Origin of the sequence: Mesorhizobium prunaredense (assembly GCF_900156895.1) — a bacterium.
In the GTDB taxonomy this organism is placed as follows: Bacteria; Pseudomonadota; Alphaproteobacteria; order Rhizobiales; family Rhizobiaceae; genus Mesorhizobium; species Mesorhizobium prunaredense.
Genome location: NZ_FTPD01000056.1, coordinates 1 through 24,622, shown reverse-complemented (window position 1 = coordinate 24,622; position 24,622 = coordinate 1). Strand labels below are relative to the sequence as shown.

The window sequence follows — 24,622 nt, the reverse complement described above, 5'->3', positions numbered from 1 at the left end:
AAAGAAAAAGCCGACCTTGCGATCGGCTATAGGTTAGACGGGCCGAGGGGTTTGGGGGGGACTTGGATGACCCGTCGAACTCAACAATGCCTGAACCTGTTGATGGTTCCATGACCTTGCTAATTTATTTGCACGGGCCAATTTATTTTCGGGGGGCAAATTTTTCTCAGGCAGAGCGCTGCCTGGCCGCTTGCCAGTCGCGCCCGGCATGGGCGAACACCGCGCAGAGCACGATGGCGCCGCCGATCATGCTGGCGGCTGGCGGGACCTCGGCCAGAAACAAGAAGGCGAACAGGATCGCGAACGGTACTTCAGCCGAGCCCAGCAGGCCGGATTCGGCAGCCGGAATGAGCCGCGCGCCCTCCGTCCACAGAATAGAGGCCAGCGCGAACGACGTGCCGAAGGCGACGAGCAACACTGCGTCCCTGGCCGAGACGGCCAATGGATCGGTGACGAACCAACCGAGCACGAACAAAAGGAATGCCGACACCGCCCCGGCCCACACCACCGGCGTGTCGCGGAAAGCGCGCACCATGATCATGTAGAGCGCGCTGCCGATTGTCATCAGCAGCGCCAGCCCGTCGCCGAACAGATGGCCGGTGCCGAAGCCGGACCAGACCATGATCGCCACGCCGCTGAGCGACACGGCGGCGGCGGCAAGCGTCTGCAGACGGAAGCGCTCACGAACCAGAATGAAGGCAAGCAGCGCGGTGACGAAGGGCGCAGTGGCGTAGATGATCGCAACATTGGCGACGAAGGTGAACTTGAACGCCGAGATGAAGGCGATGCTGGCTAGCGCGCCCTCGATCGCCAACAGCCAGCCGCGCCAGCCGAGGCGCAGGCTTTCACGCCCACCGGATTGGCGGCGCCGCCAAAGCACATAGAGGCTGATCAGGATCGAGCCGACGAAGCCGCGCCAGCAGGTGATGGTGAGTGCGTCGGCATGGATCGACTTGGTCAATACGCCGGTGAGGCCGAAGACGGCTGCCGACGCCGAAACCAGGATGATGCCAATGGTGCGCTCGGCGGCGGTGTCAGGCATGGTTAGGGATCCCGTCATGTCACCAGACTACGCTGCCTTGTCCTGACACCATACTGTCACCAGGGTTGCCGTATCCTACAGCCGCTGCGGAAATGCCCTTTGCAAGTCGATTCATCTCATCAAAGCCGATGTGTCAGTTCGACACGAAGTGACTATCCCTTTCGCACGGCTCCCGCGGACGGCGAACATCCCTGTTGACTCGGCCCTTGGGTCAGCCCCGATAGAAAGGCGGTCAACAGCAACGAGGTGATTCATGAGCTCTTCCGCCCAGTTCCTGAACGCTTCCGAAGCCGCCGGCCGGCTCGGGGTGTCGGCCAAGGCCCTGCGGCTTTATGAGCAGCGCGGCCTGATCGCTCCGATCCGCACCGCGGCGGGATGGCGGGCCTACGGTCCTGTCGAAATGAGCCGCGCCGCCGAGATCGCGGCCCTGCGCGCGCTTGGCTTCAGCTTGGCCCAGGTGGCGCGGGTGTTGGAGGGTGACTCCCGGGGCATGGAGCCGGCCTTGGCCGCACACCAGGCAGTACTCGAGAGCCGGCTGCGCCAGCTTGTCGGCGTAATAGAGAAGATCGGGCGCCTGCGGGACGACCTCGCTCGAGGCGAAGCGCCAAGCGCCGGGGAACTGGCGCGCCTGATGGCGCCAGAGGCTACGCTCAGCGTCGCTTTCGACCTTCCCTGGCCTTGGGGAGGCGAGCGGTTCGAACTGGGACATATCCGACCGCTGAACTACATCATCGGTCCGCTGGGCAGTGGCAAGACCCGGCTGGCTCAGCGCCTGGCCGAGACATTGCCTGACGCCGCCTTCCTTGGCTTGGACCGACTGGCGAATGGCTGTGCGGCAGCTCTGGCTCGCGTGGACGCCGACCCGGCTCTCAGGTCGCGGGTTGGTCAGACTCTGGCCTGGCTCATCGAGGACGGCGCCGCGGTGTCCGACGCACTGATCGCTCTACTCGCCGCATTGGAAGCCGAAGGCCCGGCCATCCTGGTCGTCGATATGATCGAACGGGGGCTGGATCACGCCTCGCAAGAGGCTGTGATCGCCCATTTGCGTCGCCGCGGCCCCGGCGGTCGACCACTTTTTCTGCTCACGCGCTCCTGCGCGATACTGGACTTGGCAGCTGTCGGCACCGACGAAGCGATCATCCTCTGCCCCGCCAATCACAGCCCGCCAACGTGCGTCGCCCGGTACCCCGGCACTCCCGGCTACGAGGCCGTCGCCACCTGCCTGGCCTCACCCGAGGTGCGGGCGCGGACGGACGGCGTCATCGCGTGGCGGCCCTGGGTCGCATGAAAGGGCACCAGGTCTAACGACACGGCAATGTCCGGACAGCTTGTCAGTCCGATCCAAATGTCGTGAAATCGAGGCCGGTTCTATTCGAGCATCCTGACGAGCGATAAGCTGACTGCCGAAAAGGGTTGGACATGGACACCACCGAACTGAAGGCCATGCAGGCGCCGCTCAAGGAGGTGTATCGCGACGACGCATCGCGCGCGCTGATCACGCTTCGGGCCAAGGGCTCGGTCGACGACCAGTCGATCGCCTGCAAGGTCGAGACCGGCAGGGCGCTCGCCGTTGCCGGTCTGCATCCGGCTACCGGCGGTTCCGGGCTCGAACTGTGCTCGGGCGACATGCTGCTGGAGGCGCTGGTCGCTTGCGCTGGCGTAACGCTGAAGGCAGTGGCGACGGCGCTGGAGTTCAAACTCGGCGCCACCACCGTGGAGGCCGAAGGCGATCTCGATTTTCGCGGCACTCTAGGCGTGGCAAAAGATGCGCCGGTCGGCTTCCGCGCCATCCGGCTGAATTTCAACCTCGACAGCGACGAGCCACAAGAGCGCGTCGACACGCTGCTCAAGCTGACCGAACGCTACTGCGTGGTGTTTCAGACCATCAATGCCAGGCCGGAACTGACGGTCAGAGCGTTGCGTTGAAACGCGCGCCGCCAGCTACTCACTTTCGCCTTCTTCGGCGAAAGGCGAGGCGCTCGGCACGCACTGCACCGACCAGCCGGCCGGCGTTGGCTGCTTCTGATATTCGGTGACGGCGGAGGTGCACTGTTCGCGGGTGTCGAACGTGCTGGGCAGCACCACCATGCCGCCTTGCGGGCCGGCAATCACCAGATACCAGACCAACGCTACGCTCGGAGCCGCCATGGGATTTCCTCGTTTGTTGTGGGAGTCGGGCGATCCTATCAACTCTGGGCAATCGACGAAAGCGCGGCCGGGCGCGGTGGTTCGCCACGGCATCACAGCCCGCGTGAATGTACTACGTCTGTTGGAACGGCTCAGTTTACGGCAAAGCAGTAGAACAGGCCGTCGCCGCCGGTGCTCCTCAGCGCCTCCTGACTACAGCCGCCGCGTGAAGCGTGCGAGGAATTCCACGATTTGGCGGCGGCCGAATCGTCGAGACCGGTGCGGTCGTGATGGCCCGTCATTGCCGCACCTTCCGCTCCGCTGAGCGTCCAGTCGCCGCAGGTCTGGTCGGCGATTTTCGTGCCGTCGGGCTTGGAGCCGGTCAGCACGTCGTGCCGGTTGGGCTTGTCGCCGCGGCCGTTGACCACTTCGCCCTTTTCGTTGAGCGCTGTTTGCTTGGTGATGGCGTTGGCATCGCTATGCAACGAAGCGACATCGTCGGCGATCTTGACGCCCTTGGCGTTGAACCACGGTCCCGTGCCAATGCGATCGCGCGCATCGGTATCGCTGGTCGAGAGATAGGCGCGCCATGTCTTGCCCGCAACGCCCGCGGCTTCAGCCAGCGAGGCGCAATGCGCATCGGCGCCCGCGAGGCCGCCGAGATCGGCGCCCTTGCCCGAGCCGACGCTGGTGACGAAGAAGCTCATCGTCGCATCCTGGGAGGATGCGACGCCGATGGCTGCCAGCGATGCAGCGGCGGTGACGAGAAGCAGTCTGCGCATGGTGGTCCTCCGTTTCGGAAAATCTGGCATTCCAATCTGGCATTCCAATAACGTCGGCGGCGGCGCAATTCTTCCGTCGAAATGCGCGATGCGTCTACTACTCCGGCTGCCGGTAGGCAACAAAGCGGTTGTGCTTGGCCTGAAAGATCAGCCCGGTTTCCGTAAGCGCAGGGCTGGCCAGCGGCACGATGCGTTTGGCGATCTCTGAAGGATGCGGCAGCGTCTCCGGATCCTCGCCGGGCACCGCCTGCGCACGCATGGCGGTGCGGGTGGCGCCGGGATCGGCGGCATTGACCCTGAGGGCCAGGTTTTCCGTCTCATGCGCCCAGGAACGCATCATGGTCTCGACTGCCGCCTTCGACGCCGCATAGGGCGTCCAGAAGGCCCGCGCCGAATGGGCGGCATTGGAGGAAAGCACGATGGCACGGCCGGCGTCCGAGATCCTGAGCAACGGGTCGACCGAGCGGATCAGCCGCCAAGTCGAGGTAACGTTGATGGTCATCACTTTCTCGAAAGTCTTGGCCTCGACATGGCCGATCGGCGAGATGACGCCGAGCACCGCCGCATTGGCGACCAGGACGTCGAGCTTGCCCCATCGCTCATGGATGGCGCCGCCCAGCCGGTCGATGCCGGCCATGTCAGCGAGGTCGAGCGGCACCAGCGTCGCCTGTCCGCCCGTTGCCTTGATCTGGTCGTCGAGTTCCTCCAGTCCGCCGACAGTGCGGGCAACCGCGATGACGTGCGCTCCAGCGGCGGCAAGTTCCAAGGCGATGAAGTAGCCGATGCCGCGCGAGGCGCCGGTGACGACCGCGACGCGGCCGGAAAGGTCGAGGGCAGGGGTCATGAGTTATTATTCTTAGGTTGCTGGTCTAAGAACGACAGCTGAAGGAAAGAAATCAACTGCTTGGCGGAATTCTCATCAAGAGGAACAAAAACTGTTGAATCACCGCCGATAGCTTTGACGACGACGTATCTGTTTTGGGTCTCCCTTGACTCTCTCACTTGGCAAAAAAGAAACCCTCTACCAAGAGGCGTATCAATATCGACCTCGGAATCTATCTGATCTTTGAGCAAGGATTTCGCAAAAGAGAGTGAATCACTGAGGTTCTTCCACAAGCCCCTTCGAGTGCTCATGTCTCACCTCGCTCCGGAGTTGGAAATTCTACGCCCCGCCCGCTGCCAAGAGCGACAGCGTGCGCACATTGTCGGAGCCTTCGAAGTCGGCAAGTCGGGTCGGATATTGCCCGGTGAAGCAGGCGTCGCAGAATTGCGGCTGCTCATTGTCGCGGCCGACCTCGCCGACGGCGCGGTAGAGCCCGTCGATCGACAGGAAACCGAGTGAATCGACGCGGATGAACTCGGCCATCTCTTCCACCGACATGCGCGACGCCAGCAGCTTCGACTTCTCCGGCGTGTCGACGCCATAGAAGCAGGAAGCGCGCGTCGGCGGCGAGGCGATGCGCATGTGCACTTCCTTGGCGCCGGCATCGCGCACCATCTGCACGATCTTTTGGCTGGTGGTGCCGCGCACGATCGAATCGTCGACCAGCACTACGCGCTTGCCTTCGATCATGCGGCGGTTGGCGTTGTGCTTGAGCTTGACGCCCATGTGGCGGATCGAATCGCCGGGCTGGATGAAGGTGCGGCCGACATAGTGATTGCGGATGATGCCGAGCTCGAATGGGATGCCCGCAGCCTGCGAAAAGCCGATCGCCGCCGGAGTGCCGCTGTCCGGCACCGGCACGACGATATCGGCCTCGACTGGGCTTTCGAGCGCCAGCTCGGCGCCGATGCGCTTGCGCACCTCGTAGACATTGCGGCCTTCGACCGACGAATCCGGACGCGCGAAATAAACATACTCGAAGATGCAGAAGCGGGTCTTCTGCGGCTCGAACGGAAACAGGCTCTCGATACCCTTGGCAGTGACGACCACCATCTCGCCGGGCTTCAGGTCGCGCACGAAACGCGCGCCGATGATGTCGAGCGCGCAGGTTTCGGAAGCCAGGATCCAGGCGCCGTCGAGATCGCCGAGCACCAGCGGCCGGATGCCGAGCGGATCGCGGCAGCCGATCATCTTCTTTGAAGTCATCGCCACCAGCGAGAAGGCGCCTTCGACCTGGCGCACCGCATCGATGAAGCGCGAGTTGAGATCGCGTTCCCTGCTGGTGGCGACCAGATGCAGCAGCGTCTCGGTGTCGGAGGTCGACGAGAAGATCGCGCCTTGTTTCTGCAACGCGCGCTGCACAGTCATGGCATTGGTGAGGTTGCCGTTGTGGGCGACGGCGAAGCCGCCATCGGCGAGTTCGGCGAAAAATGGCTGGATGTTGCGCTGGCCGGCGCCGCCGGTGGTGGCGTAGCGCGTGTGGCCGATGGCGCGGTTGCCTTGCAGGCTGTCGATGACGCGCTGTTTGGTGAACGTATCGCCGATCAGGCCGACATGATGTTCGACATGGAACTGGGTGCCGTCATAGGAAACGATCCCGGCCGCTTCCTGGCCGCGGTGCTGCAACGCATGCAGGCCGAGCGTGACGATAGCCGCAGCGTCCTGCCGGCCAAAAATACCGAACACGCCGCATTCGTCATGGAAATGATCGTCAGCCTCGGCGGAAAGCACGTCGTCTGCGTCTGCCATCTTCAGCTCCGCTAAAGTCGCTATATAGTGTGATGACTGCTCGAGAGCAACGTAGAGTTTGCGGCCTTCACATGATCGTCAGTTTGCCGGCGCCGGATTGGCCGGTGCATTGTCGGCCGGTGGCGCGTCGGTCTCGCTGCCTTCGGGCGCCGGAGCATCGTCGCCGGTTGCCGGTGCGTCCGCCGCGGGTGCGTCCGCTGCCGGAGGTGTCTCGGCGCCGGTCTCGGGTGCCGGCTGATTCGGATTGAGCCTGTTGAGGATCGCGTTTTCCGGATCCTCGGGCAGCAGGCTTTCGAGCTTGGCGCCGATCGATTCGAGCAGCGGCCGCGACTTGGCATCGGCGACCCAGCCCGGAGCCTTGGGGCCGGCCAGCCAGTTGAAGAACAGCAGGGCCACCGCGACGACCAGGATGCCGCGCGCCGCGCCATAGAGGAAACCAAGTGTGCGGTCGAGCGCGCCGACCCTGGAATCGATGATCCAATCGGCGAGCTTCATGGTGATGATGGAGACGACGATCAGCGCGACGATGAAGACGATGCCGGCGGCCACCACCATGGCAATCTTCTCATTGTCGACATAGGGCTGAACGTAAGGCAGGACCGGTTGGTAGAAAAAGAACGCTGCCGCCGCTGCCGCTATCCAGGAGATGACGGATAGGACCTCGCGCGAAAAGCCGCGAACCATGGCGAGCATCGCCGAGACCAAGGTGAAGCCGACGAGAATTCCGTCAAGCAGCGTAATCGGCATGTCTTTTGCCCCACTTCATGAGCCGCGTCATTCTTGCTCGTCGGCGCGGCTGCGCCGTGAGCCGGCTATGCGCGCCACGAGATCGGCAAGCTCGGTGGGCTGGAAAGCGCCGGCCCCTATCCCCCCGGCAAGTTCCTCGCTGCCCAAAGGCAGAACCGCGCTTCCAAAACCCAGCTTTTCGGCTTCCTTCAGGCGCTGCTGCGCGTGCGCAACCGGCCTCACGGCGCCCGAAAGGCTGATTTCGCCGAAATAGACGCAATCGGCGGGAAGGGCAAGACCGGTGAGCGAGGAAACCAGTGCGGCCGCCACCGCCAGGTCGGCGGCCGGCTCCGAGATGCGGTAGCCGCCGGCGACGTTGAGATAGACGTCATGCGTGCCAAAGCGGACTCCGCAATGGGCTTCGAGAACGGCGAGGATCATCGACAGCCGGGCGCCGTCCCAGCCGACGACGGCGCGACGCGGCGTGCCCAGCGACGACGGCGCCACCAGCGCCTGGATCTCGACCAGCACCGGCCTGGTACCTTCCATGCCGGCGAAAACCGCGGCGCCCGGCGCTTTTGCATGGCGTTCGCCGAGAAAAAGCTCGGATGGATTGGCGACCTCGCGCAGTCCCATATCAGACATTTCGAACACGCCGATCTCGTCGGTCGGTCCGAAGCGGTTCTTGACCGTGCGCAGGATGCGGTAGTGGTGGCCGCCTTCGCCCTCGAAATAGAGCACCGCGTCGACCATATGCTCGACGACGCGCGGCCCGGCGATCTGGCCTTCCTTGGTGACGTGGCCGACGAGCACGATCGCAGCGCCTGTGGATTTGGCATAGCGGATCATCGCCTGGGCGGCGGCACGCACCTGGGTGACGGTGCCGGGCGCCGAATCGGCCATGTCGGTCCACAAGGTCTGGATCGAATCGAGGATCACCAGGTCCGGCCGCTTGCCGTCGGCGATGGTGGCGAGGATGTCCTCGACGTTGGTTTCGGCGGCAAGCTCCACCGGAGTATCGGCGACGCCGAGCCGCTGCGCGCGCAGCCTGATCTGGGCGACCGCCTCTTCGCCCGAGACGTAGACGATGCGGTGGCCCTTGGACGCCAGTGCTGCGGCGGCCTGGGTCAACAGCGTCGACTTGCCGATGCCGGGATCGCCGCCGACCAGAAGGGCCGAGCCGCGCACGAAACCGCCGCCGGTGGCGCGGTCGAGTTCGCCGATGCCGGAGACGATGCGTGGCGCGTCCTCGATGTCGCCGGACAAGGTCGTGAGCACCACGGCGCGGCCCTTGCGCGCACTGCGGGTATTGGCCGGCCCCGACCCGATGCCGCCGGACGTGCCTTCCTCGACCAGCGTGTTCCACTCGCCGCAGGCATCACATTTGCCGGCCCAGCGCTGATGCACCGATCCGCAATTCTGGCAAATGAACTGGACGCGCGATTTAGCCATGAAATCTCGCATACTTTAGAAGGGAGGCGGATCGAGAACGTCCGCATTTTCGGCCGGGATTTGGCGAGCGCGGATACAATTCAGTGTTTCTTGGCGAGAGCGCGTACTTCGGCAAGCGACTCATCGAGCAACTGCGGATTGGGCGATAGCATCTGGGTGTCGTAAATGGAGATCATGCCTTGTGTTTGGCCTGCAAACTCAGGCTCCGTTTTTCGCGTCTCCTCATCAATCGCGTCGACGTAAAACAAGAAATTTTGCCCAGCCAGAACAGGTACGCCGCATCCTCCCATGATCAGAGTGGTCGTGGAGATCACACCATTCGGTTCCGGGTTGCCCTTGAACACCTCCATTGTCTCGTAGCGAACGTTAACCAGTATCCGACCATCACCCTCATCGGCTGGGACAATTCCAAGCTTTGTCGGACTAAGCTCTGTGGCTGTCACCAAGCCTCGGAACACCAGGGCCGCCTCAGCAAATGCTCGTTGTGGCGTCCAGTTTGCAGGCATGGAACAAGCTGAAGCGACGTCAGGCAGGACAGCCGCGCTGACGAGCACGAGAGTCAGGCAGACAGAAAACCTGAAACGCTTACCCATGCCTACTCAAACCTCTCCGCAATATGATGCTCCTCGGCGAGGTCGGAGAAGCGGGTGAACTCGCCCTGGAAGGCGAGGCTGACCGAGCCGGTCGGTCCATGGCGTTGCTTGGCGACGATGACCTCGGCCTTGCCGCGCATCTCGTTCATCTCGTGTTCCCATTTGATGTATTCGTCGGTGCCGGGCTTCGGCTCGCGGTTCTTCAGGTAATATTCCTCGCGGTAGACGAACATCACCACGTCGGCGTCCTGCTCGATCGAACCCGATTCGCGCAGATCCGAGAGCTGCGGGCGCTTGTCGTCGCGGCTTTCGACCTGACGCGACAGCTGCGACAGCGCAATGATCGGCACGGCAAGCTCCTTGGCCAGCGCCTTCAGGCCGGTGGTGATCTCGGTGATCTCCTGCACGCGGTTCTGCGAGGATTTGGCGCTCGACCCTTGCATCAGCTGGATATAGTCGATGACGATGACGTCGAGGCCGCGCTGGCGCTTCAGCCGCCGCGCCCGCGCCGACAGCTGGGCGATCGAGATACCGCCGGTCTGGTCGATGAACAGCGGGATCTTCTGCATGGTCTGCGAACAGGCTACCAGCTTTTCGAAATCCATTTCGCTGATCTCGCCGCGGCGGATTTTCGACGACGGGATTTCGGTCTGTTCGGAAATGATGCGGGTGGCGAGCTGTTCCGACGACATTTCGAGCGAGAAGAAGCCGACGACGCCGCCATTTGCCGCCTTGAACGAACCGTCGGCCTGTTGCGCCGGCACATAGGCTTCGGCGATGTTGAAGGCCATGTTGGTAGCAAGCGAGGTCTTGCCCATGCCGGGGCGGCCGGCGATGATGATCAGATCGGACGGCTGCAGGCCGCCCATGCGGCGGTCGAGATCGCGCAGGCCCGTGGCGACGCCCGACAGATGGCCGTCGCGCATATAGGCGGCGTTGGCCATGTCGACGGCGGTCTTGACCGCGTCGGTGAAGCTCTCGAAGCCGCCATCGTAGCGGCCGGTCTCGGCCAGTTCGAACAGGCGCCGCTCGGCATCCTCGATCTGCTCGGATGGCGACATGTCGACCGGCGCGTCGTAGGCGATGTTGACCATGTCTTCGCCGACGGTGATCAGGGCGCGTCGCGTGGCGAGATCATAGATGGCGCGGCCGTAGTCGGCGGCGTTGACGACGGTGACCGCCTCGACGGCCAGCCGTACCACATATTGCGCAACCGTCATGTCGCCGACCCTCTCGTCGGCCGGCAAAAAGGTCTTCAGCGTGATCGGTGTCGCTATCTTGCCCATACGGATGAGCTCGGCGGCGACCTCAAAGATTTTTCTGTGCAGCGGCTCGTAAAAATGGCCGGATTTCAGGAAATCCGAGACCCGGTAGAAGGCGTCGTTGTTGACGAGGATGGCGCCGAGCAGCGCCTGCTCGGCCTCGATATTGTTCGGTGCCTCGCGATAGAGCGGTGTTTCCGCCACGCCGAATTTTCGCGCTGCTTCTGCCATGATGTCCCCGATTTCGATCCCGGCTCCTCGATATCAGAATGGGAAAAATCAGTGCTGACATATCTGCAACAGTACCTGTCCAACCGGCTTTGATGCCCACTGTTCACAGGAACGATAAACCGTCCACAGGACGGAATTCCCGTGCTCCGATTCCGGTTGACTCGGTAAGGTCGTGATTCTGCGCGATAATTAGAACAAATGAAGAACAAAATCAAGTGTGTAGTTGACGCGGGCCGAAGCCCCTAGGCGGAATCACCCCAGTCGAGCCGCCGCGCTGCCTTGAACAGTTCACCGTCGCGCTTGGTGAACAGTTTCTCGTCGGCGCTGCCGTCCTTCTCGCAAAGTTTCAGCAGGACCTTGCCCGAGCCCGATTTCGGCGGTGCGATCACACGCGCCTGCGGCGGGGCAACAGCTTGGCGGGAGGCAGCGACATAGATGAATTTCTCGTCCTCCCATGGCACGTCGGCGTCCTTGGCCAGCCGGTGCAGGCGCGAACGCGCGACACGGCGCGAAAAATGGCACCAGTCGGGCGGCGCCAGCGGGCAGGGTGACTTATGCGGGCAAGGCGCAAACACGTGCGCGCCCGCCTCGATCAGCTGCCGGCGCACGGCAAGGATGCGCTGCCATCCGGCCGGCGTGCCCGGCTCGACGACCAGCAGCGTGTCGTCGGTCAGGTGCCAGAGCCGGTCGATGAGTTTTGGCAGCGACACCGGTCCGATCTCGTCCAGCAGATAGGCGCAGGTGACCAGCTCGGCCGGCTTGAGATCGGCGAGATCGAGGCTGACATCGCCGGCCAGCCAGGCGACCCTGGCCGTCATCGCCTCAGCGGCAAGCGCTGCGCCGACCCGGCGCACCGCGGCGCTCGCCTCGATCAGCACCGCCTGCTCGAGGTCGGGCCAGAGATCGAGCGCAGCCCAAAGCACGGTGCCAGGGCCGGCGCCGACGTCGAGCAGGGTTTTGGGTGCATGATCGGGTCTTGCCTCGCTGACCGCATCGAGACTGGCACGGACGGCGGCATAGGTCGCCGGCAGCCGCGTCGCCAGATATGCCTTGACCGCGATCTCCTCGGCCATATGCAGGCGGCCGTCGCGCAGTTCGGCGCGATAGCGGTCCGACAGCGTTTTTGCCGCTTGCTTCAGCGTCGGCAGCGGCACTTTTTCGAGGAGGCGCTCGACGCCCTGTCGAAGCGGGATAGGCAGTTCCATAGCTCAGGCACCCCGAGGTGCGAGCAGGATCACCGAGGCGCCGACGATGCAGAGCGCGGAACCGGCAAGGTCCCAGCGGTCGGGGCGCACGCCTTCCACCAGCCACAGCCATCCGAGCGAGGCGGCGATGTAGATGCCGCCATAGGCGGCATAGGTGCGGCCCGCAGCACTGATGTCTACCAGCGCCAGCAGGAAGCCGAACAAGGCGAGCGAGACCAGGCCTGGCGCCAGCCACAGCGGCGACTTTTCCAGCCGCCACCACGCCCAGATCGAAAAGCAGCCGGCGATCTCGGCAAGGGCAGCAACGATGTAGATGAGATAGGTCATGAAAAAAGTCTCGCGGCGACGGCGAGACCTTTTTCAGCGTGTGGGCCGGCAATGGCAAGCGGCAATGGCGTGATCGCCGGCGGTCTATTCCATATCCGCCACCTTGCGGCGCCGGGCGGGCTTGGCGGCAGGGGCTTTTGGGCGATGCCCCATGTCGCGCAGCTGCAACGCCTTCTCGCATTTGGCCATATAGTCGCGAGACATCGGCAGCGTGTCGTTCTTCTTGGCGATCTGGATTTGGAAGACCACCAGATCCTGCCAGCGGAATGCGGCTTCCGAGGCTGCCAGATAGAACTCCCACATGCGGCAGAAACGCTCGTCATAGATCGCCTTGGCCTTGTCGCGGTTGGCGGCAAAGCGCTGGCTCCAATGCCTCAGCGTCTCGGCATAATGTAGCCGCAGGACTTCGATGTCGGTGACGATGAGGCCCGACTTTTCGATCGCCGGCATCACTTCCGAGAGCGAGGGGACGTAGCCGCCCGGGAAAATGTATTTGCGGATGAAGGCGCTGGTTGCCCACGGCGCGCCGGAGCGGCCGATCGTGTGCAGCAGCATGACGCCGTCCGGCTTCAAGAGCGTCGCCGATTTGTCGAAGAAGGTGCGGTAGTGGTTGACGCCGACATGCTCGAACATGCCGACCGAGACGACGCGGTCGAAGCGCTCGTTGAGCTCGCGGTAATCCCTCACTTCGAAATGCGCGCGGTTTTCCAGGCCTTGCGCATGGGCGCGGTCGGTGGCGACGCCATGCTGCTCGGTCGACAACGTCACACCTTGCACGTCGACGTCGAAGGACTTGGCGAGATAGAGACCGAGCCCACCCCAGCCGGAGCCGATGTCGAGCACCGTCTGGCCGGCCTTCAGCCTGAGCTTGGCGGCAATATGGCGCTTCTTGGCTGCCTGCGCCTCGTCGAGCGTCATGTCCGGCTGCTCGAAATAGGCGCAGGAATACTGCATGTCCTTGTCGAGGAAGAGCCTGTAGAGGTCGCCTGACAGATCATAGTGGCGCTGCACGTTGCGGCGCGCGCGCGCCGCCGTGTTGATCTGCTGCAGCCGGCGGAAAGCGTGACGCAGGCCTTCTATCGCCTTCGACCAGGTGGCGTCGATGCCGCCGCTATCCATGTTCTGGAAGGCAATGCGCATCACCCCCAGCACGCCGCCCTCGAGTATGTCGAGCTCACCGTCCATATAGGCTTCCGGCACCGCCAGCATCGGATCGAAGGTGATGGCGCGCTCGGCATGCGTGGTCTTGATGTGCATGTGCACAAGATCACCGCTGCCGTCACCGAAAGTCACCGAGAGGCCTTTCGGTCCGGTGACCTTTAGATTGCCGGTGCGCACCAGGCGGTCGAGAATGCGTTTCAGCAGAATATTCATGACCAATGTCCCCTCTCGGTCAGACACGCTGTCTCGGCGCATGACCTCGAAAATCGAGATCTACAGCGTCCTTTGCGCGTCCAAAGGACGCGCGGCGCTGCAGTCTGCCTCAACATATAGGGGGTCGAAAAGTTCCTTTTGGCACAAAAATGCCCGGGCGAGGGGCCCGGGCGTTGGTCCAGAAATGACTGGAAGCCGACGAAACGTTTTAAAGCGCCGCTCTGACGCCTTGTGACGTGCAATCAGCCGTTGTCTTCGCCGCCTTCGAACTCGGCATTGGGATCGAAGAAGTTGTCCGGGCGCGCATTGTCGTTGATGTCGTCGCCATAGATGGCTTCGGCTGTGGTCAGCGTCTCGCCCTTGGCCTGGCGCTCGGCTTCGTCGGCCGTGCGGGCGATGTTGAGCGTGATGGTGACCTCGACTTCCGGATGCAGCGCGATCGCCACATTGGTCAGGCCGATGGTCTTGATCGGCTGGTTGAGCAGGATCTGGTTGCGGTTGACCGAGAAACCTTCCGCCGTCAGCAACTCGGCGATGTCGCGGGTCGACACCGAGCCGTAGAGCTGGCCGGTTTCGCCGGCCGAACGCACGGCGATGAAGCTCTTGCCGTCCAGCTTCTCCGAAATCTGCATCGCCTCGGACTTGCGCTCGAGGTTGCGGGCTTCGAGCTGGGCGCGCTGGCCTTCGAATTTCTTCTTGTTGGCTTCGTTGGCGCGCAGCGCCTTGCCCTGCGGCAGCAGGAAGTTGCGTGCGAATCCATCCTTGACCTTGACGGTATCGCCCATCTGGCCGAGGCGGGAAACGCGTTCGAGAAGAATGACTTCCATGGTTTTGTTCCTTCGTTTGGGCGCCAAATCACTGGCATCGACGCCGAATTGTCTGAAACAGGTCAGGAAGCTGAGGGCGTCGCCGCCGATGTCGCTGTCCTGCCTGTCGCGGCAGTTAGAGGCCTTCACCTCAACCCGGGATTTGATGGCAACCCTGCGGCGCCCGTCGCCGTGGGAAAAACGGGCGGCGAACCGTCCGCCGGCTAGACCATGATCCCGAAAAGTGGAAACCGGTTTTCGGATAAGATCATGGTCAACTAATCAGTGTTAGCGAACCACGTAGGGCAGCAGGCCGAGGAAGCGGGCGCGCTTGATCGCCTTGGCGAGCTCGCGCTGCTTCTTCTGGCTGACGGCGGTGATGCGCGACGGCACGATCTTGCCGCGCTCGGAAATATAGCGCTGCAGAAGACGTACGTCCTTGTAGTCGATCTTGGGCGCGTTGGCGCCGGAGAACGGGCAGGTCTTGCGGCGACGATGAAACGGGCGCCGGGTCGGGATCTGGTTGATGTCGACCATTATTCTGCACCCCCTTCAACAGCTTCGCGCGGACGGCGCGGGCCACGGTCTGCACCATCGCCACCGAAGCTGCGCGGCGGGCGATCGCCACGGTCGCCGCGATCGCGGTCGCCGAACGAGCGCGGGCCACGGTCACGGTCGCCGAAGCCGCCACGTTCCGAGCGCTCTTCGCGCTTCTGCATCATCGCCGACGGGCCTTCCTCGTGCGCATCGACCTTGATGGTGAGGAACCGCAGCACATCCTCGGACAGGCCCATCTGGCGCTCCATCTCGTTGAGCGCTACCGGCGGGCAGGTGATGTCCATCAGCGTGTAGTATGCCTTCCGGTTCTTGTTGACCCGGTAGGTGAGGGACTTCAGTCCCCAGTTCTCGACCCGGCCGACGGACCCGCCATTCGCGGAGATGACGCCCTTGTACTGTTCGACAAGCGCATCGACCTGCTGCTGCGAGAGGTCCTGCCGGGCAAGAAACACATGTTCGTAAAGAGCCATATTGTTCTTTGCCTTTCTTCGTTTCTCTCCCGGTCCCGGCGGCAAAAGCCTCTGCAACTTCTCTGACCCGGCGATCCGTGGCGGGGCGGGGAAGAAAGGAGCATGACGAGACGGTCGAGAGCGGAGACACGGGAGGCGGAAGCGCTTCTGGCTCCACACGAAGGTTTTCGAAAAACCTCCGGCCCTCCGTTCAGCCCCCAGCAAGGACCGGCAGATTGCTGGCGTCTATACAGGAATTTGGCTGCAAGACAAGGGTACGACATGTCGCGGCATCTTCAGCTTGTATGCGGGACCCGCTTGTTCACCGTTTCCGGGAAGAAATCGGGCGCTGCACGGCGCTTGCCGAACATCATGTCGTATTGCAGCAGACGGAAATCGCGAATGGCCGGGTCGATTTGCTTCTTGCGCGCCCAGTCGGGCGTGTCCTCGCCCGTCGGCGTCAATAATAAATTGCGGTCAACGACGCTGTAGCGCTCGCGCATCTGGCCGAGGAAGCCGGTGTAATAGGGGTGGCTGATCCCGGCCGTGGTCAGGACATGGTAGGGCAGAAAGGCTGGACTGACAGTGCCCATATCCGCGACCGGACCGGTGCGGTTGGACCATACGATCAGCGGTGTTCGGTGATGCAGCAGCATCTGGTCGGACGGCTCCTTGCGTGGCGCGACGTTATCCTTGAGGAAGCCGGTCTCGACATAGACCGGACCGAGCGGCGGCAGATGGTCGCCGAAGAAGGCGATGACCGTCGGTCGCCGCCGGTTCTTCGCCCATTCGATGAGGCGCTCGAGGCTCTTGTCGGCGTCGGATGCGCCTTCCGTGAAGCTCAGCAGCGAATCCTTTGCCCACTGGCTGGTCGGAGCCTGCACCTTGTGGGTCGGATTGTAATAGCGATTCGGTTCGTAGGGTCCGTGGTTTTGCAGGCTGACGGCGAAGTAGAAGAACGGATCGTCCGTAGCGTCGGCTTCGCGGATGATCTCGTCGGTCATCGCCGCGTCCGACGTTAGCGGCCCGCGCTTTTCGAGATATGGCATGTTTTCTTCGGACTTGAAGTCATCGAAGCCGAAATCAGCATAGACCGGCGTTCGGTTCCAGAACCAGCTTGTGCCCGGATGGATGGCGCGCGTCTCATAGCCCTGGCTCTTCAGGAACGTCGCCATCGACGGCACCGGCGCGCGGACATATTGCTGGTAGGGGATGCTGCCGGCCGGCAGGAAGGCGTTGGAAAAGCCGGTCAGCGCCTCGAACTCGACATTGGCGGTCATGCCGCCGAATTCGGGCGAGAACACGTGGCCGGAGCGCAGCGCCCGCACATTGGGAATCGGATCGGGCGTGATGGTGACGCCGGGCAGTTCGGTCGGATCCCAGAAGGATTCGCTCATGACGATGATGATGTCGGGCTTCTCGGTCGGCACCGATGCCTTCACATCAGGCCTGTCGATCGCCGCGATCGCCTTGTCGGAGTAGCCGGCAGGCGCGGCGACATGGGCCATCGGCACGTTGAGGGCGAAGGCCAGTGCGAAGCCGTTGGAGGCGTAATTTTCCTTCTGGTCCCACATGATCGGGATGATTTGCAGCCGGTCGCGGGTCCACGAGAAGGTGGCGTAATCCATTATCGAGACGAAGAAGGCGAGCAGCGGCACGGTCAGCGTCAGCCGGGCCAGGCGCCCCTTGCGACCGAGCGCCGGTACCCGGCGGCGCCACAGCCGCCAGCCATAGACGAGCAGCGAGAGGCTGCCGACGATGCCGACCGCCAGAGCGATGGCGGTTCCCGGACGTTCGCGCACCAGCAGCGGCATCAGCGCCACGATCTGACGTGAATAGAGGAAATCGGTCGGATAGAGCGGATCGCCGAGATAGAGCGATTTCTGGTGGCCGACAAAGGCCAGCGCCAGCGTCAGCGGCGCGACGATCATCAGGCTGTGGTGGCTGCGGCCGAGCACGGCATCGAGGCCGATCAGGATCAGCGCGAAGATGATGATGGTGGTCCAGCCCGGCTTGAAGGGCTGCAAGAAGAAGCCGACGGTGCCGCCAAAGTCGCCGCGCACGATCAGTTCGATGGCAAAAACAAGGATGGTGGCGGCGAGAAGGCTGACGAGGCCATAGCGGATAACAGGCCATTTCCGGCCCGGCAGATAGCCTGTGGCCGGATCGCCTTCTAGAAACTGTGGCGCGGATTTGCCAACGCCTTTCTTAGTCCTTGCCACCTTACAATTCCCCCGACCATACACAAAAGTGTCATTGAGCTGTCATCGATATGTCACGAAAAGCTAGCGCCTGTGGCTGAAATAAGAAGAGCCAGCAAACGAATCGTGAGCGATTTTCATCATGAGTGATCGAAAAAAAGCCTTTTGGGACAGGTACTCGGCCAGCGATACCGAGCCGGAGCGGCCCGGGTCCGGCCGATGGCGGACTTGACTTGCCCGCCCGCCTTGCGTCACAGGCAGAAAAAATCAGCCGCTTGGGAGGCACGCATGGCCGTCGCATTCACCTTTCCGGGACAGGGCAGCCAGGCTGTCGGCATGGGCAAGGACCTCGCCGACGCCTTTCCGGAATCGCGGAAGATCTTCGAAGAGGTCGACGACGCGCTTGGAGAAAACCTGTCGAAGCTGATCTGGGAAGGGCCGGAAGAGAGGCTGACGCTGACCGCCAATGCCCAGCCGGCGCTGATGGCTGTGTCGCTCGCCGCCATCCGGGCGCTGGAATCGCGCGGTCTCTCGCTGAAGCACAAGGTCGCCTATGTCGCCGGCCATTCGCTCGGCGAATATTCGGCACTTGCCGCCGCCGGTTTCGTTTCGGTCGCCGATGCCGCTCGGCTCTTGCGTATCCGCGGCAATACCATGCAGGCGGCTGTGCCGGCCGGCGAGGGCGCCATGGCGGCGATCATCGGGCTGGAACAGGCCGATGTCGAAGCCGCCTGCGCTGAAGCGGCCAAAGATTCGATTTGCCAGATCGCCAACGACAATGGCGGTGGCCAACTGGTGATCTCCGGCGCCAGGGCGGCCGTCGAGCAGGCGGCGAAGCTGTGCACGGAAAAGGGCGCCAAGCGGGTGCTGATGCTGCAGGTCTCGGCGCCCTTCCATTCGGCGCTGATGGCACCGGCGGCCGAGGTCATGCGCGAGGCGCTGGCCGGCGTGACGAAGAACCCGCCGTTCGTACCCGTGGTCTCCAACGTGTCGGTCACGCCGTCCAGCGATCCCGATGCAATCGCCCGCCGCCTGGTCGAACAGGTGACGGGGCGTGTGCGCTGGCGCGAAACGGTGGAGTGGTTTGGCGCCAACGGCATTGCGACGCTGTACGAGGTGGGCGCCGGCAAGGTGCTGTCGGGACTGGCACGGCGCATCAACCGCGACATCGCCACCGGCGCGGTCGGCACGCCAGCCGATGTCGAGGCAGCGCTGGCGGCGCTCGCATAACCGCCGAGATTTGACCCCACCCGTGTAGGGTGTTCTCTTAGATCAGGAGACAAGACATGTTCGAATTGACCGGCCGCAAGGCTCTCGTCACAGGCGCATCGGGAGGCATCGGCGAGGCTATCGCCAGGGTGCTGCATGCGCAGGGCGCTGTCGTCGGCCTGCACGGCACCCGCGTCGAGAAGCTGGAAACGCTGGCGGCCGAGCTCGGCGACCGGGTCAAGTTGTTCCCGGCGAACCTTTCCAATCGCGACGAGGTCAAGGCGCTCGGCCAAAAGGTCGAGGCCGATCTCGAAGGCGTCGACATTCTCGTCAACAATGCCGGCATCACCAAGGACGGGCTGTTCGTGCGCATGGCGGACGCCGACTGGGATTCGGTGCTCGAGGTCAATCTGACCGCCGTGTTCCGGCTGACCCGCGAACTCACCCATCCGATGATGCGGCGCCGGCATGGCCGCATCATCAACATCACCTCTGTGGTTGGCGTCACCGGCAATCCCGGCCAAACCAACTACTGCGCCTCCAAGGCCGGCATGATCGGCTTTTCCAAGTCGCTGGCGCAGGAGATCGCCACGCGCAACATCACCGTCAACTGCGTCGCCCCGGGCTTCATCGAATCGGCGATGACCGACAAGCTCAACGACAAGCAGAAAGAGGCGATCATGGCGGCGATTCCGACACGGCGCATGGGCACCAGCGCCGAAGTCGCCTCCGCCGTCGCCTACCTCGCTTCCAACGAAGCCGCCTATGTCACCGGCCAGACCATTCACGTCAATGGCGGCATGGCGATGATTTGACGGTTGCGGGAAAACACCCCTTTTCACCTTGGACCGCGGCCGATTTTCGTGTAATGCGGCCCGCAACCCGGCGGTTCGGGCAAAAACCGGTCCGGTGCCGTTGCGTTTCCGACAGGACCATCTTTCAGCTTGATTAGCGGCATTCTGCCCGCTAACGAAGACAGACAAACAAAAGACGAGGATGCCCAAATGAGTGACACCGCAGAGCGCGTCAAGAAGATCGTTATCGAGCACCTTGGCGTCGATGCCGACAAGGTGACGGAGCAGGCGAGCTTCATCGATGATCTGGGCGCGGACAGTCTCGACACGGTCGAACTCGTCATGGCGTTCGAAGAAGAATTCGGCGTCGAGATCCCGGACGATGCGGCCGAAACCATCCTGACTGTCGGCGATGCGGTGAAGTACATCGACAAGGCTTCGGCCTGACGCTATTTGCAGTCATCACCGAGGAGGACCTGCGATGAGGCGTGTCGTCGTCACGGGCCTTGGGCTGCTTTCGCCATTCGGCGTAGGCTTCGAGCATGGCTGGAAGGAGCTCCTGACCGGCCGCAGCGCAGCCAAGCGCATCACCGAGTTCGAGGTGGAGGATCTTGCCTGCAAGGTCGCCCACGTCATTCCGCGCGGTAATGGTGAGAACGCCACCTTCAATCCCGAGGCCGTTCTCGAGCCGAAGGAACTGCGCAAGATCGGCGACTTCATCCTCTACGGGCTCGCGGCCGCCGACGAGGCGCTGAAGGATTCGGGGTGGGCGCCGAAGACGCATGAGGAGCAGTGCGCCACCGGCGTGCTGATCGGCTCCGGCATCGGCGGCATCGAAGGCATCGCCGAGAACGCGTTGATCCTGAAGGAGCGCGGACCGCGCCGCATCAGCCCGTTCTTCATCCCCGGCCAGATCATCAATCTCGTCTCCGGCCAGGTTTCGATCCGGCATGGGCTGAAAGGCCCCAACCACGCCGTCGTCACCGCTTGCTCCACCGGCGCGCATGCCATCGGCGATGCCGCCCGGTTGATCATGTGGGGCGATGCCGACGTGATGGTCGCGGGCGGCACCGAAGCGCCAGTGACGCGGCTGTCGGTCGCCGGTTTCGCTGCCTGCCGTGCGCTGTCCACCGACCGCAACGACGCTCCAGAAACGGCCTCGCGTCCCTATGATCGCGACCGCGACGGCTTCGTCATGGGCGAGGGCGCCGGCGTAGTCATTCTTGAGGAGCTTGAACACGCCAGGGCGCGCGGCGCCAAGATCTATGCCGAGGTCACCGGTTACGGCCTGACCGGCGATGCCTATCACATCACCGCGCCGGCCGAAGATGGTGACGGCGCCTTTCGCTGCATGGTAGCGGCGCTAAACCGGGCCAAGCTGACGCCCGCAGACGTCGACTACATCAACGCGCACGGCACCTCGACCATGGCCGACACCATCGAGCTCGGAGCCGTTGAGCGGTTGGTCGGCAACGCCGCGTCGAAAATATCGATGTCGTCGACTAAATCGTCGATAGGCCATCTTCTGGGCGCGGCGGGCGCCGCCGAGGCGATTTTTTCGATCCTCGCCATTCGCGACAACATCGCGCCGGCCACCATCAATCTCGACAACCCGGAGCGCGAAACGGCGATCGACCTGGTGCCGCACAAGCCGCGCGCCCGCCAAATCGATGTGGCGCTGTCCAATTCCTTCGGCTTCGGCGGCACCAACGCCTCGCTGGTCTTCCAGCGCTACAATGGCTGACCGGTCCGCCGGCCGGCACGGTCTATGCGTGTCGTCAATTTTGCCATATTCGCCCCTACTGTGCCCAAGGGGATTCGTTGCAAGATCAAACGGTAGGGCGCCATGAGCACAAATTCGGCGGACAACGGGCAATTCGGGCAGCGGTCCGCAACGTCGGGTCCGATCGTGCCGAAAACGGCCAGCGAGGCATTGCGGCCTGAAGCCGGCACGCCGCCGCCCAAGCGCTCGCGCGCCTCGCGCAGCCAGTTCGTCGTGTTCATGAACTTCGTCATCTCCCTGGTGATGCTGATGGTTCTGGCGGCTGGCTTTGCATTGTATTTCGGCAAGCAGGAATTCAACGAGCCCGGCCCTTCCGCCAATGCCGACACCTTCCTGGTCAAGCCGGACACCGGCGTCCAGGAGATTGCAGAGCAGCTCGAGCGGCGCGGGCTGATCAGCGACGCGCGCGTCTTCCGGCTTGGCGTGCGCGCTTTTGGCAATGATTCCGCTCTGAAGGCCGGCGAATACGAGATCAAGCCGCAGGCCTCGATGCGCGACATCATGGAGTTGCTGAAGAGCGGCAAGTCGGTGATGTATTCGCTGACCGTCCCCGAGGGGCTGACGGTCGAGCAGGCGCTGCAGCGCATCGCCGATCAGGCAGCGCTCGACGGCGATATGCCTGCGACGATTCCACCCGAGGGCAGCCTTGCTACCGACACGCTGCGTTTTACCCGCGGCGCGACACGCCAGCAGATGGTCGAGAAGCTTTTGGCGGACCAGAAGAAGCTGGTCGAGGAAGTCTGGCAGCGGCGCGCGCCCGATCTGCCTCTGGCCAGTGTCGACGACTTCGTCACCCTGGCTTCGATCGTCGAGAAAGAGACGGGCAAGGGCGACGAACGCTCGCGGGTCGCGGCCGTCTTCCTCAACCGGTTGGCCAAGGGCATGCGGCTGCAGTCCGATCCGACCATTATCTACGGCCTGTTCGGCGGCAAGGGCAAACCCGCCGACCGCCCGATCTATCAGTCTGACATCAAGAAGCCGACGCCTTACAACACTTATCTGATCAACGGCTTGCCGCCGACGCCGATCGCCAATCCTGGCCGTGCGGCACTGGAAGCCGTCGCCAATCCGTCGAAGACCGACGACCTGTATTTCGTTGCCGACGGCACCGGCGGTCACGTCTTTGCCGCGACGCTTGCCGAGCACAACGAGAACGTCGCCCGCTACCGGGCGCTGCAGAAGGAACTGGTCGATGAAGCCGCCAAGGCCGATGCTGCCAAGGCCGGCGCCGCCAAGGTGGAAGGTCAGACCGATGCGCCGGTTGACGACGGCGATGGCGACGCCGGAGCGGCGGCGCAGTAGCGCCGGACGGTTGTGAAGTCGTCCCTCCGATTCGACTGACGGCAGGGACGTGCTGATTTTGTGATCAGGAGCGCCCTGCGTCCGATTCGACGCGAAAAGGCGCTCCGGATTTTGAAGCCGCGCACGTTCTGGCCCGGAACCGCTTCCGGGATCATGCGCCAGGGGGAAGCAAGGGCATCATGAATTTGCAGAGCATGACCGGTTTTGCACGGGCCGTCGCCGAACATGACGGCACGTCGATCGCCTGGGAGGTCAAGTCGGTCAACGGCAAGAGCGTCGAGGTCAGGCTGCGGCTGCCGCAAGGCCTCGAGCGGCTCGAGCCGGCCGTCAGGCAGACGGTGCAAAAGCGCTTTACGCGCGGCAATTTCCAGGCAACGCTGACCGTCGGCCGCGCAGCCGGCCAGCAGGCGCAGCCCGTGGTCAACGAGGTCTTCCTGAGAGATTTGGCGGGGCTGGCCAAGCGGCTGCAGGAGCAGTTCGGCGCAGCGCCTGCGACAGCCGACGGGCTGCTTTCGCTGCGCGGCGTGCTCGACATCCCCGAAACCGCCGAAACCGAAGAGGCGCGGGCGGCGCTCGACAGCGCGATACTCTCGGCGCTCGAAGTGGCGCTGGCCGGGCTGGAGCAGGCACGCCACGGCGAGGGCGCCGCCCTGCGCTCGCTGCTGTCCGGTCATATCGACGCTATCGAGTCGCTGACGCTGCGCGCCGAGGCCGATCCGTCGCGTGAGCCGGCGGTGATCCGCGAACGGATTACCGAGCAGGTGCGGCTGCTGATGGATGCGTCCGCCAATCTCGACGCCAGCCGGTTGCATATGGAGGCGGCGTTCCTGGCCACCAAGGCCGACATCCGCGAGGAGATCGACCGGCTGAAGACACATGTGGCATCCGGCCGGGTGCTGCTGGCAGGCGGCGGCGCCATCGGCCGCAAGCTCGATTTTCTGGCGCAGGAATTCAACCGCGAATCGAATACGCTGTGTTCGAAGTCGAACGCCGCTGCGATCACCGCCATAGGGCTGGAGCTGAAGGCGGTCGTCGACCAGTTTCGCGAACAGGTCCAGAATCTGGAGTAACCCTGATGGTCGCCAAGGAGCCTATGGTTGCCAGGGATTTGGGTTCCCGCATTCGCCGCCGGGGTTTGATGCTCGTGCTGTCGTCGCCGTCCGGCGCCGGCAAGTCGACGATCGCGCGCAATCTTCTGGAGAGCGATTCCAGTCTCGAACTGTCGGTCTCCGTCACCACGCGGCCGCGCCGCGGCAGCGAGATCGAAGGCGTCCACTATCATTTCCGCACCATGCGTGAGTTCGAGCGGCTGCGCGATTCGGACGAACTGCTTGAATGGGCCGAAGTGCATGGCAATTGCTATGCCACGCCGCGTGAGCCGGCCGAACTGGCGCTGGCACAGGGCCGCGACATGTTGTTCGACATCGACTGGCAGGGCGCCCAGCAGCTCAAGGAGAAGATGCGCGCCGACATCGTCTCGATCTTCATCCTGCCGCCCTCGATGAAAGAGTTGAAGGCGCGGCTGAAGCGCCGCGCCGAGGACCAGGAATCGGTGATCGAGACGCGTCTGAAGAACGCTCGCAACGAGATCGAGCACTGGAAGGAATATGATTTCGTCATCATCAACGACGATCTCGACCGTGCCTTCGCCGAAGTGCGCGGCATCGTCACCGCCGAGCGGCTCAGACGCGATCGCCGGCCCGGGCTGTTCGATTTCGTCTCGGGGTTGCTCGACGAGAAGACGGACTAGAGCGGGATGAATTTAGG

26 protein-coding genes are annotated in these 24,622 nt (G+C 63.4%); 9 read left to right on the top strand and 17 right to left on the bottom strand.

Annotated elements, in window-relative coordinates; translation table 11 throughout:
• Positions 1 to 166 precede the first annotated feature (166 nt).
• Entirely contained in the window at positions 167 to 1,042 is an 876-nt protein-coding gene (locus tag BQ8794_RS27640) for a DMT family transporter (RefSeq protein WP_167378861.1), read from the bottom strand.
• Positions 1,043 to 1,295: 253 nt separating this feature from the next.
• On the opposite strand from BQ8794_RS27640, the gene BQ8794_RS27635 reads away from it, so the two are divergent.
• Complete coding sequence (locus tag BQ8794_RS27635; RefSeq protein WP_077381772.1) at positions 1,296 to 2,330, top strand: MerR family transcriptional regulator; 1,035 nt, start codon at positions 1,296 to 1,298, stop codon at positions 2,328 to 2,330.
• 131 nt (positions 2,331 to 2,461) lie between these two features.
• Positions 2,462 to 2,968, top strand: a complete 507-nt coding sequence (locus BQ8794_RS27630) for an OsmC family protein (RefSeq protein ID WP_077381771.1) — start codon at positions 2,462 to 2,464, stop codon at positions 2,966 to 2,968.
• Between the two features lie 15 nt (positions 2,969 to 2,983).
• On the opposite strand, the gene BQ8794_RS27625 is transcribed toward BQ8794_RS27630, so the two are convergent.
• The 16 genes from BQ8794_RS27625 to BQ8794_RS27550 all read right to left on the bottom strand — a co-directional run bounded on the left by BQ8794_RS27625 (position 2,984) and on the right by BQ8794_RS27550 (position 17,788).
• On the bottom strand, positions 2,984 to 3,190 hold the full coding sequence (locus tag BQ8794_RS27625) for a hypothetical protein (RefSeq protein WP_077381770.1): 207 nt from the start codon (positions 3,188 to 3,190) through the stop codon (positions 2,984 to 2,986).
• A gap of 131 nt (positions 3,191 to 3,321) precedes the next feature.
• A complete protein-coding gene (locus tag BQ8794_RS27620) occupies positions 3,322 to 3,951 on the bottom strand; it encodes a hypothetical protein (protein WP_077381769.1) in 630 nt (209 codons plus the stop codon).
• Positions 3,952 to 4,048: 97 nt separating this feature from the next.
• Positions 4,049 to 4,795 carry an SDR family NAD(P)-dependent oxidoreductase gene (locus BQ8794_RS27615; RefSeq protein ID WP_077381768.1) on the bottom strand — a complete coding sequence of 249 codons (747 nt, stop codon included), beginning with the start codon at positions 4,793 to 4,795 and terminating at the stop codon, positions 4,049 to 4,051.
• A complete protein-coding gene (locus tag BQ8794_RS27610) occupies positions 4,792 to 5,085 on the bottom strand; it encodes a hypothetical protein (protein ID WP_077381767.1) in 294 nt (97 codons plus the stop codon). Before BQ8794_RS27610 ends, BQ8794_RS27615 begins: the two co-directional genes overlap by 4 nt.
• A gap of 28 nt (positions 5,086 to 5,113) precedes the next feature.
• Positions 5,114 to 6,583, bottom strand: coding sequence for an amidophosphoribosyltransferase (purF, locus tag BQ8794_RS27605; RefSeq protein WP_077381766.1), 1,470 nt, complete (start codon positions 6,581 to 6,583; stop codon positions 5,114 to 5,116).
• A 78-nt stretch (positions 6,584 to 6,661) separates the two neighbouring features.
• Positions 6,662 to 7,330, bottom strand: coding sequence for a CvpA family protein (locus BQ8794_RS27600; RefSeq protein WP_077381765.1), 669 nt, complete (start codon positions 7,328 to 7,330; stop codon positions 6,662 to 6,664).
• 27 nt (positions 7,331 to 7,357) lie between these two features.
• Positions 7,358 to 8,761, bottom strand: a complete 1,404-nt coding sequence (gene radA / locus BQ8794_RS27595; protein ID WP_077381764.1) for a DNA repair protein RadA — start codon at positions 8,759 to 8,761, stop codon at positions 7,358 to 7,360.
• Between the two features lie 80 nt (positions 8,762 to 8,841).
• Positions 8,842 to 9,354, bottom strand: coding sequence for a hypothetical protein (locus BQ8794_RS27590; RefSeq protein ID WP_077381763.1), 513 nt, complete (start codon positions 9,352 to 9,354; stop codon positions 8,842 to 8,844).
• A gap of 2 nt (positions 9,355 to 9,356) precedes the next feature.
• Positions 9,357 to 10,847: a replicative DNA helicase gene (locus BQ8794_RS27585; RefSeq protein WP_023800713.1), complete on the bottom strand. Its 1,491-nt coding sequence runs from the start codon at positions 10,845 to 10,847 to the stop codon at positions 9,357 to 9,359.
• A gap of 242 nt (positions 10,848 to 11,089) precedes the next feature.
• Entirely contained in the window at positions 11,090 to 12,052 is a 963-nt protein-coding gene (locus tag BQ8794_RS27580; protein WP_077381762.1) for a small ribosomal subunit Rsm22 family protein, read from the bottom strand.
• Between the two features lie 3 nt (positions 12,053 to 12,055).
• Positions 12,056 to 12,379, bottom strand: a complete 324-nt coding sequence (locus BQ8794_RS27575) for a YnfA family protein (protein WP_077381761.1) — start codon at positions 12,377 to 12,379, stop codon at positions 12,056 to 12,058.
• Positions 12,380 to 12,463: 84 nt separating this feature from the next.
• A complete protein-coding gene (locus BQ8794_RS27570) occupies positions 12,464 to 13,753 on the bottom strand; it encodes a cyclopropane fatty acid synthase (protein WP_077381760.1) in 1,290 nt (429 codons plus the stop codon).
• A 242-nt stretch (positions 13,754 to 13,995) separates the two neighbouring features.
• Entirely contained in the window at positions 13,996 to 14,580 is a 585-nt protein-coding gene (gene rplI, locus BQ8794_RS27565) for a 50S ribosomal protein L9 (protein WP_027152677.1), read from the bottom strand.
• Positions 14,581 to 14,847: 267 nt separating this feature from the next.
• Positions 14,848 to 15,096, bottom strand: coding sequence for a 30S ribosomal protein S18 (gene rpsR / locus BQ8794_RS27560; RefSeq protein ID WP_006203718.1), 249 nt, complete (start codon positions 15,094 to 15,096; stop codon positions 14,848 to 14,850).
• On the bottom strand, positions 15,096 to 15,587 hold the full coding sequence (gene rpsF, locus BQ8794_RS27555; protein WP_077381759.1) for a 30S ribosomal protein S6: 492 nt from the start codon (positions 15,585 to 15,587) through the stop codon (positions 15,096 to 15,098). Before rpsF ends, rpsR begins: the two co-directional genes overlap by 1 nt.
• A gap of 275 nt (positions 15,588 to 15,862) precedes the next feature.
• Positions 15,863 to 17,788 carry an LTA synthase family protein gene (locus BQ8794_RS27550; RefSeq protein WP_077381758.1) on the bottom strand — a complete coding sequence of 642 codons (1,926 nt, stop codon included), beginning with the start codon at positions 17,786 to 17,788 and terminating at the stop codon, positions 15,863 to 15,865.
• A gap of 267 nt (positions 17,789 to 18,055) precedes the next feature.
• Between BQ8794_RS27550 and fabD the strand changes: the two genes are divergently transcribed.
• From fabD to gmk, 7 genes are all read left to right on the top strand, one after another.
• The gene (gene fabD / locus BQ8794_RS27545) at positions 18,056 to 18,997 is read left to right on the top strand and encodes an ACP S-malonyltransferase (RefSeq protein ID WP_077381757.1); all 942 of its coding nucleotides are present in this window, start codon (positions 18,056 to 18,058) and stop codon (positions 18,995 to 18,997) included.
• Between the two features lie 56 nt (positions 18,998 to 19,053).
• Positions 19,054 to 19,791, top strand: a complete 738-nt coding sequence (gene fabG / locus BQ8794_RS27540) for a 3-oxoacyl-[acyl-carrier-protein] reductase (RefSeq protein WP_023800706.1) — start codon at positions 19,054 to 19,056, stop codon at positions 19,789 to 19,791.
• A gap of 189 nt (positions 19,792 to 19,980) precedes the next feature.
• Complete coding sequence (locus BQ8794_RS27535; protein WP_006203723.1) at positions 19,981 to 20,217, top strand: acyl carrier protein; 237 nt, start codon at positions 19,981 to 19,983, stop codon at positions 20,215 to 20,217.
• A gap of 34 nt (positions 20,218 to 20,251) precedes the next feature.
• Positions 20,252 to 21,514, top strand: coding sequence for a beta-ketoacyl-ACP synthase II (gene fabF, locus BQ8794_RS27530; RefSeq protein ID WP_077381756.1), 1,263 nt, complete (start codon positions 20,252 to 20,254; stop codon positions 21,512 to 21,514).
• Between the two features lie 102 nt (positions 21,515 to 21,616).
• Positions 21,617 to 22,855 carry an endolytic transglycosylase MltG gene (gene mltG / locus BQ8794_RS27525; RefSeq protein WP_077381755.1) on the top strand — a complete coding sequence of 413 codons (1,239 nt, stop codon included), beginning with the start codon at positions 21,617 to 21,619 and terminating at the stop codon, positions 22,853 to 22,855.
• A 179-nt stretch (positions 22,856 to 23,034) separates the two neighbouring features.
• Complete coding sequence (locus BQ8794_RS27520) at positions 23,035 to 23,925, top strand: YicC/YloC family endoribonuclease (protein WP_077381754.1); 891 nt, start codon at positions 23,035 to 23,037, stop codon at positions 23,923 to 23,925.
• A gap of 5 nt (positions 23,926 to 23,930) precedes the next feature.
• Positions 23,931 to 24,605 (top strand): guanylate kinase, encoded by a 675-nt coding sequence (gene gmk, locus BQ8794_RS27515; RefSeq protein ID WP_167378860.1) that lies wholly within the window; start codon positions 23,931 to 23,933, stop codon positions 24,603 to 24,605.
• Positions 24,606 to 24,622: the final 17 nt, after the last annotated feature.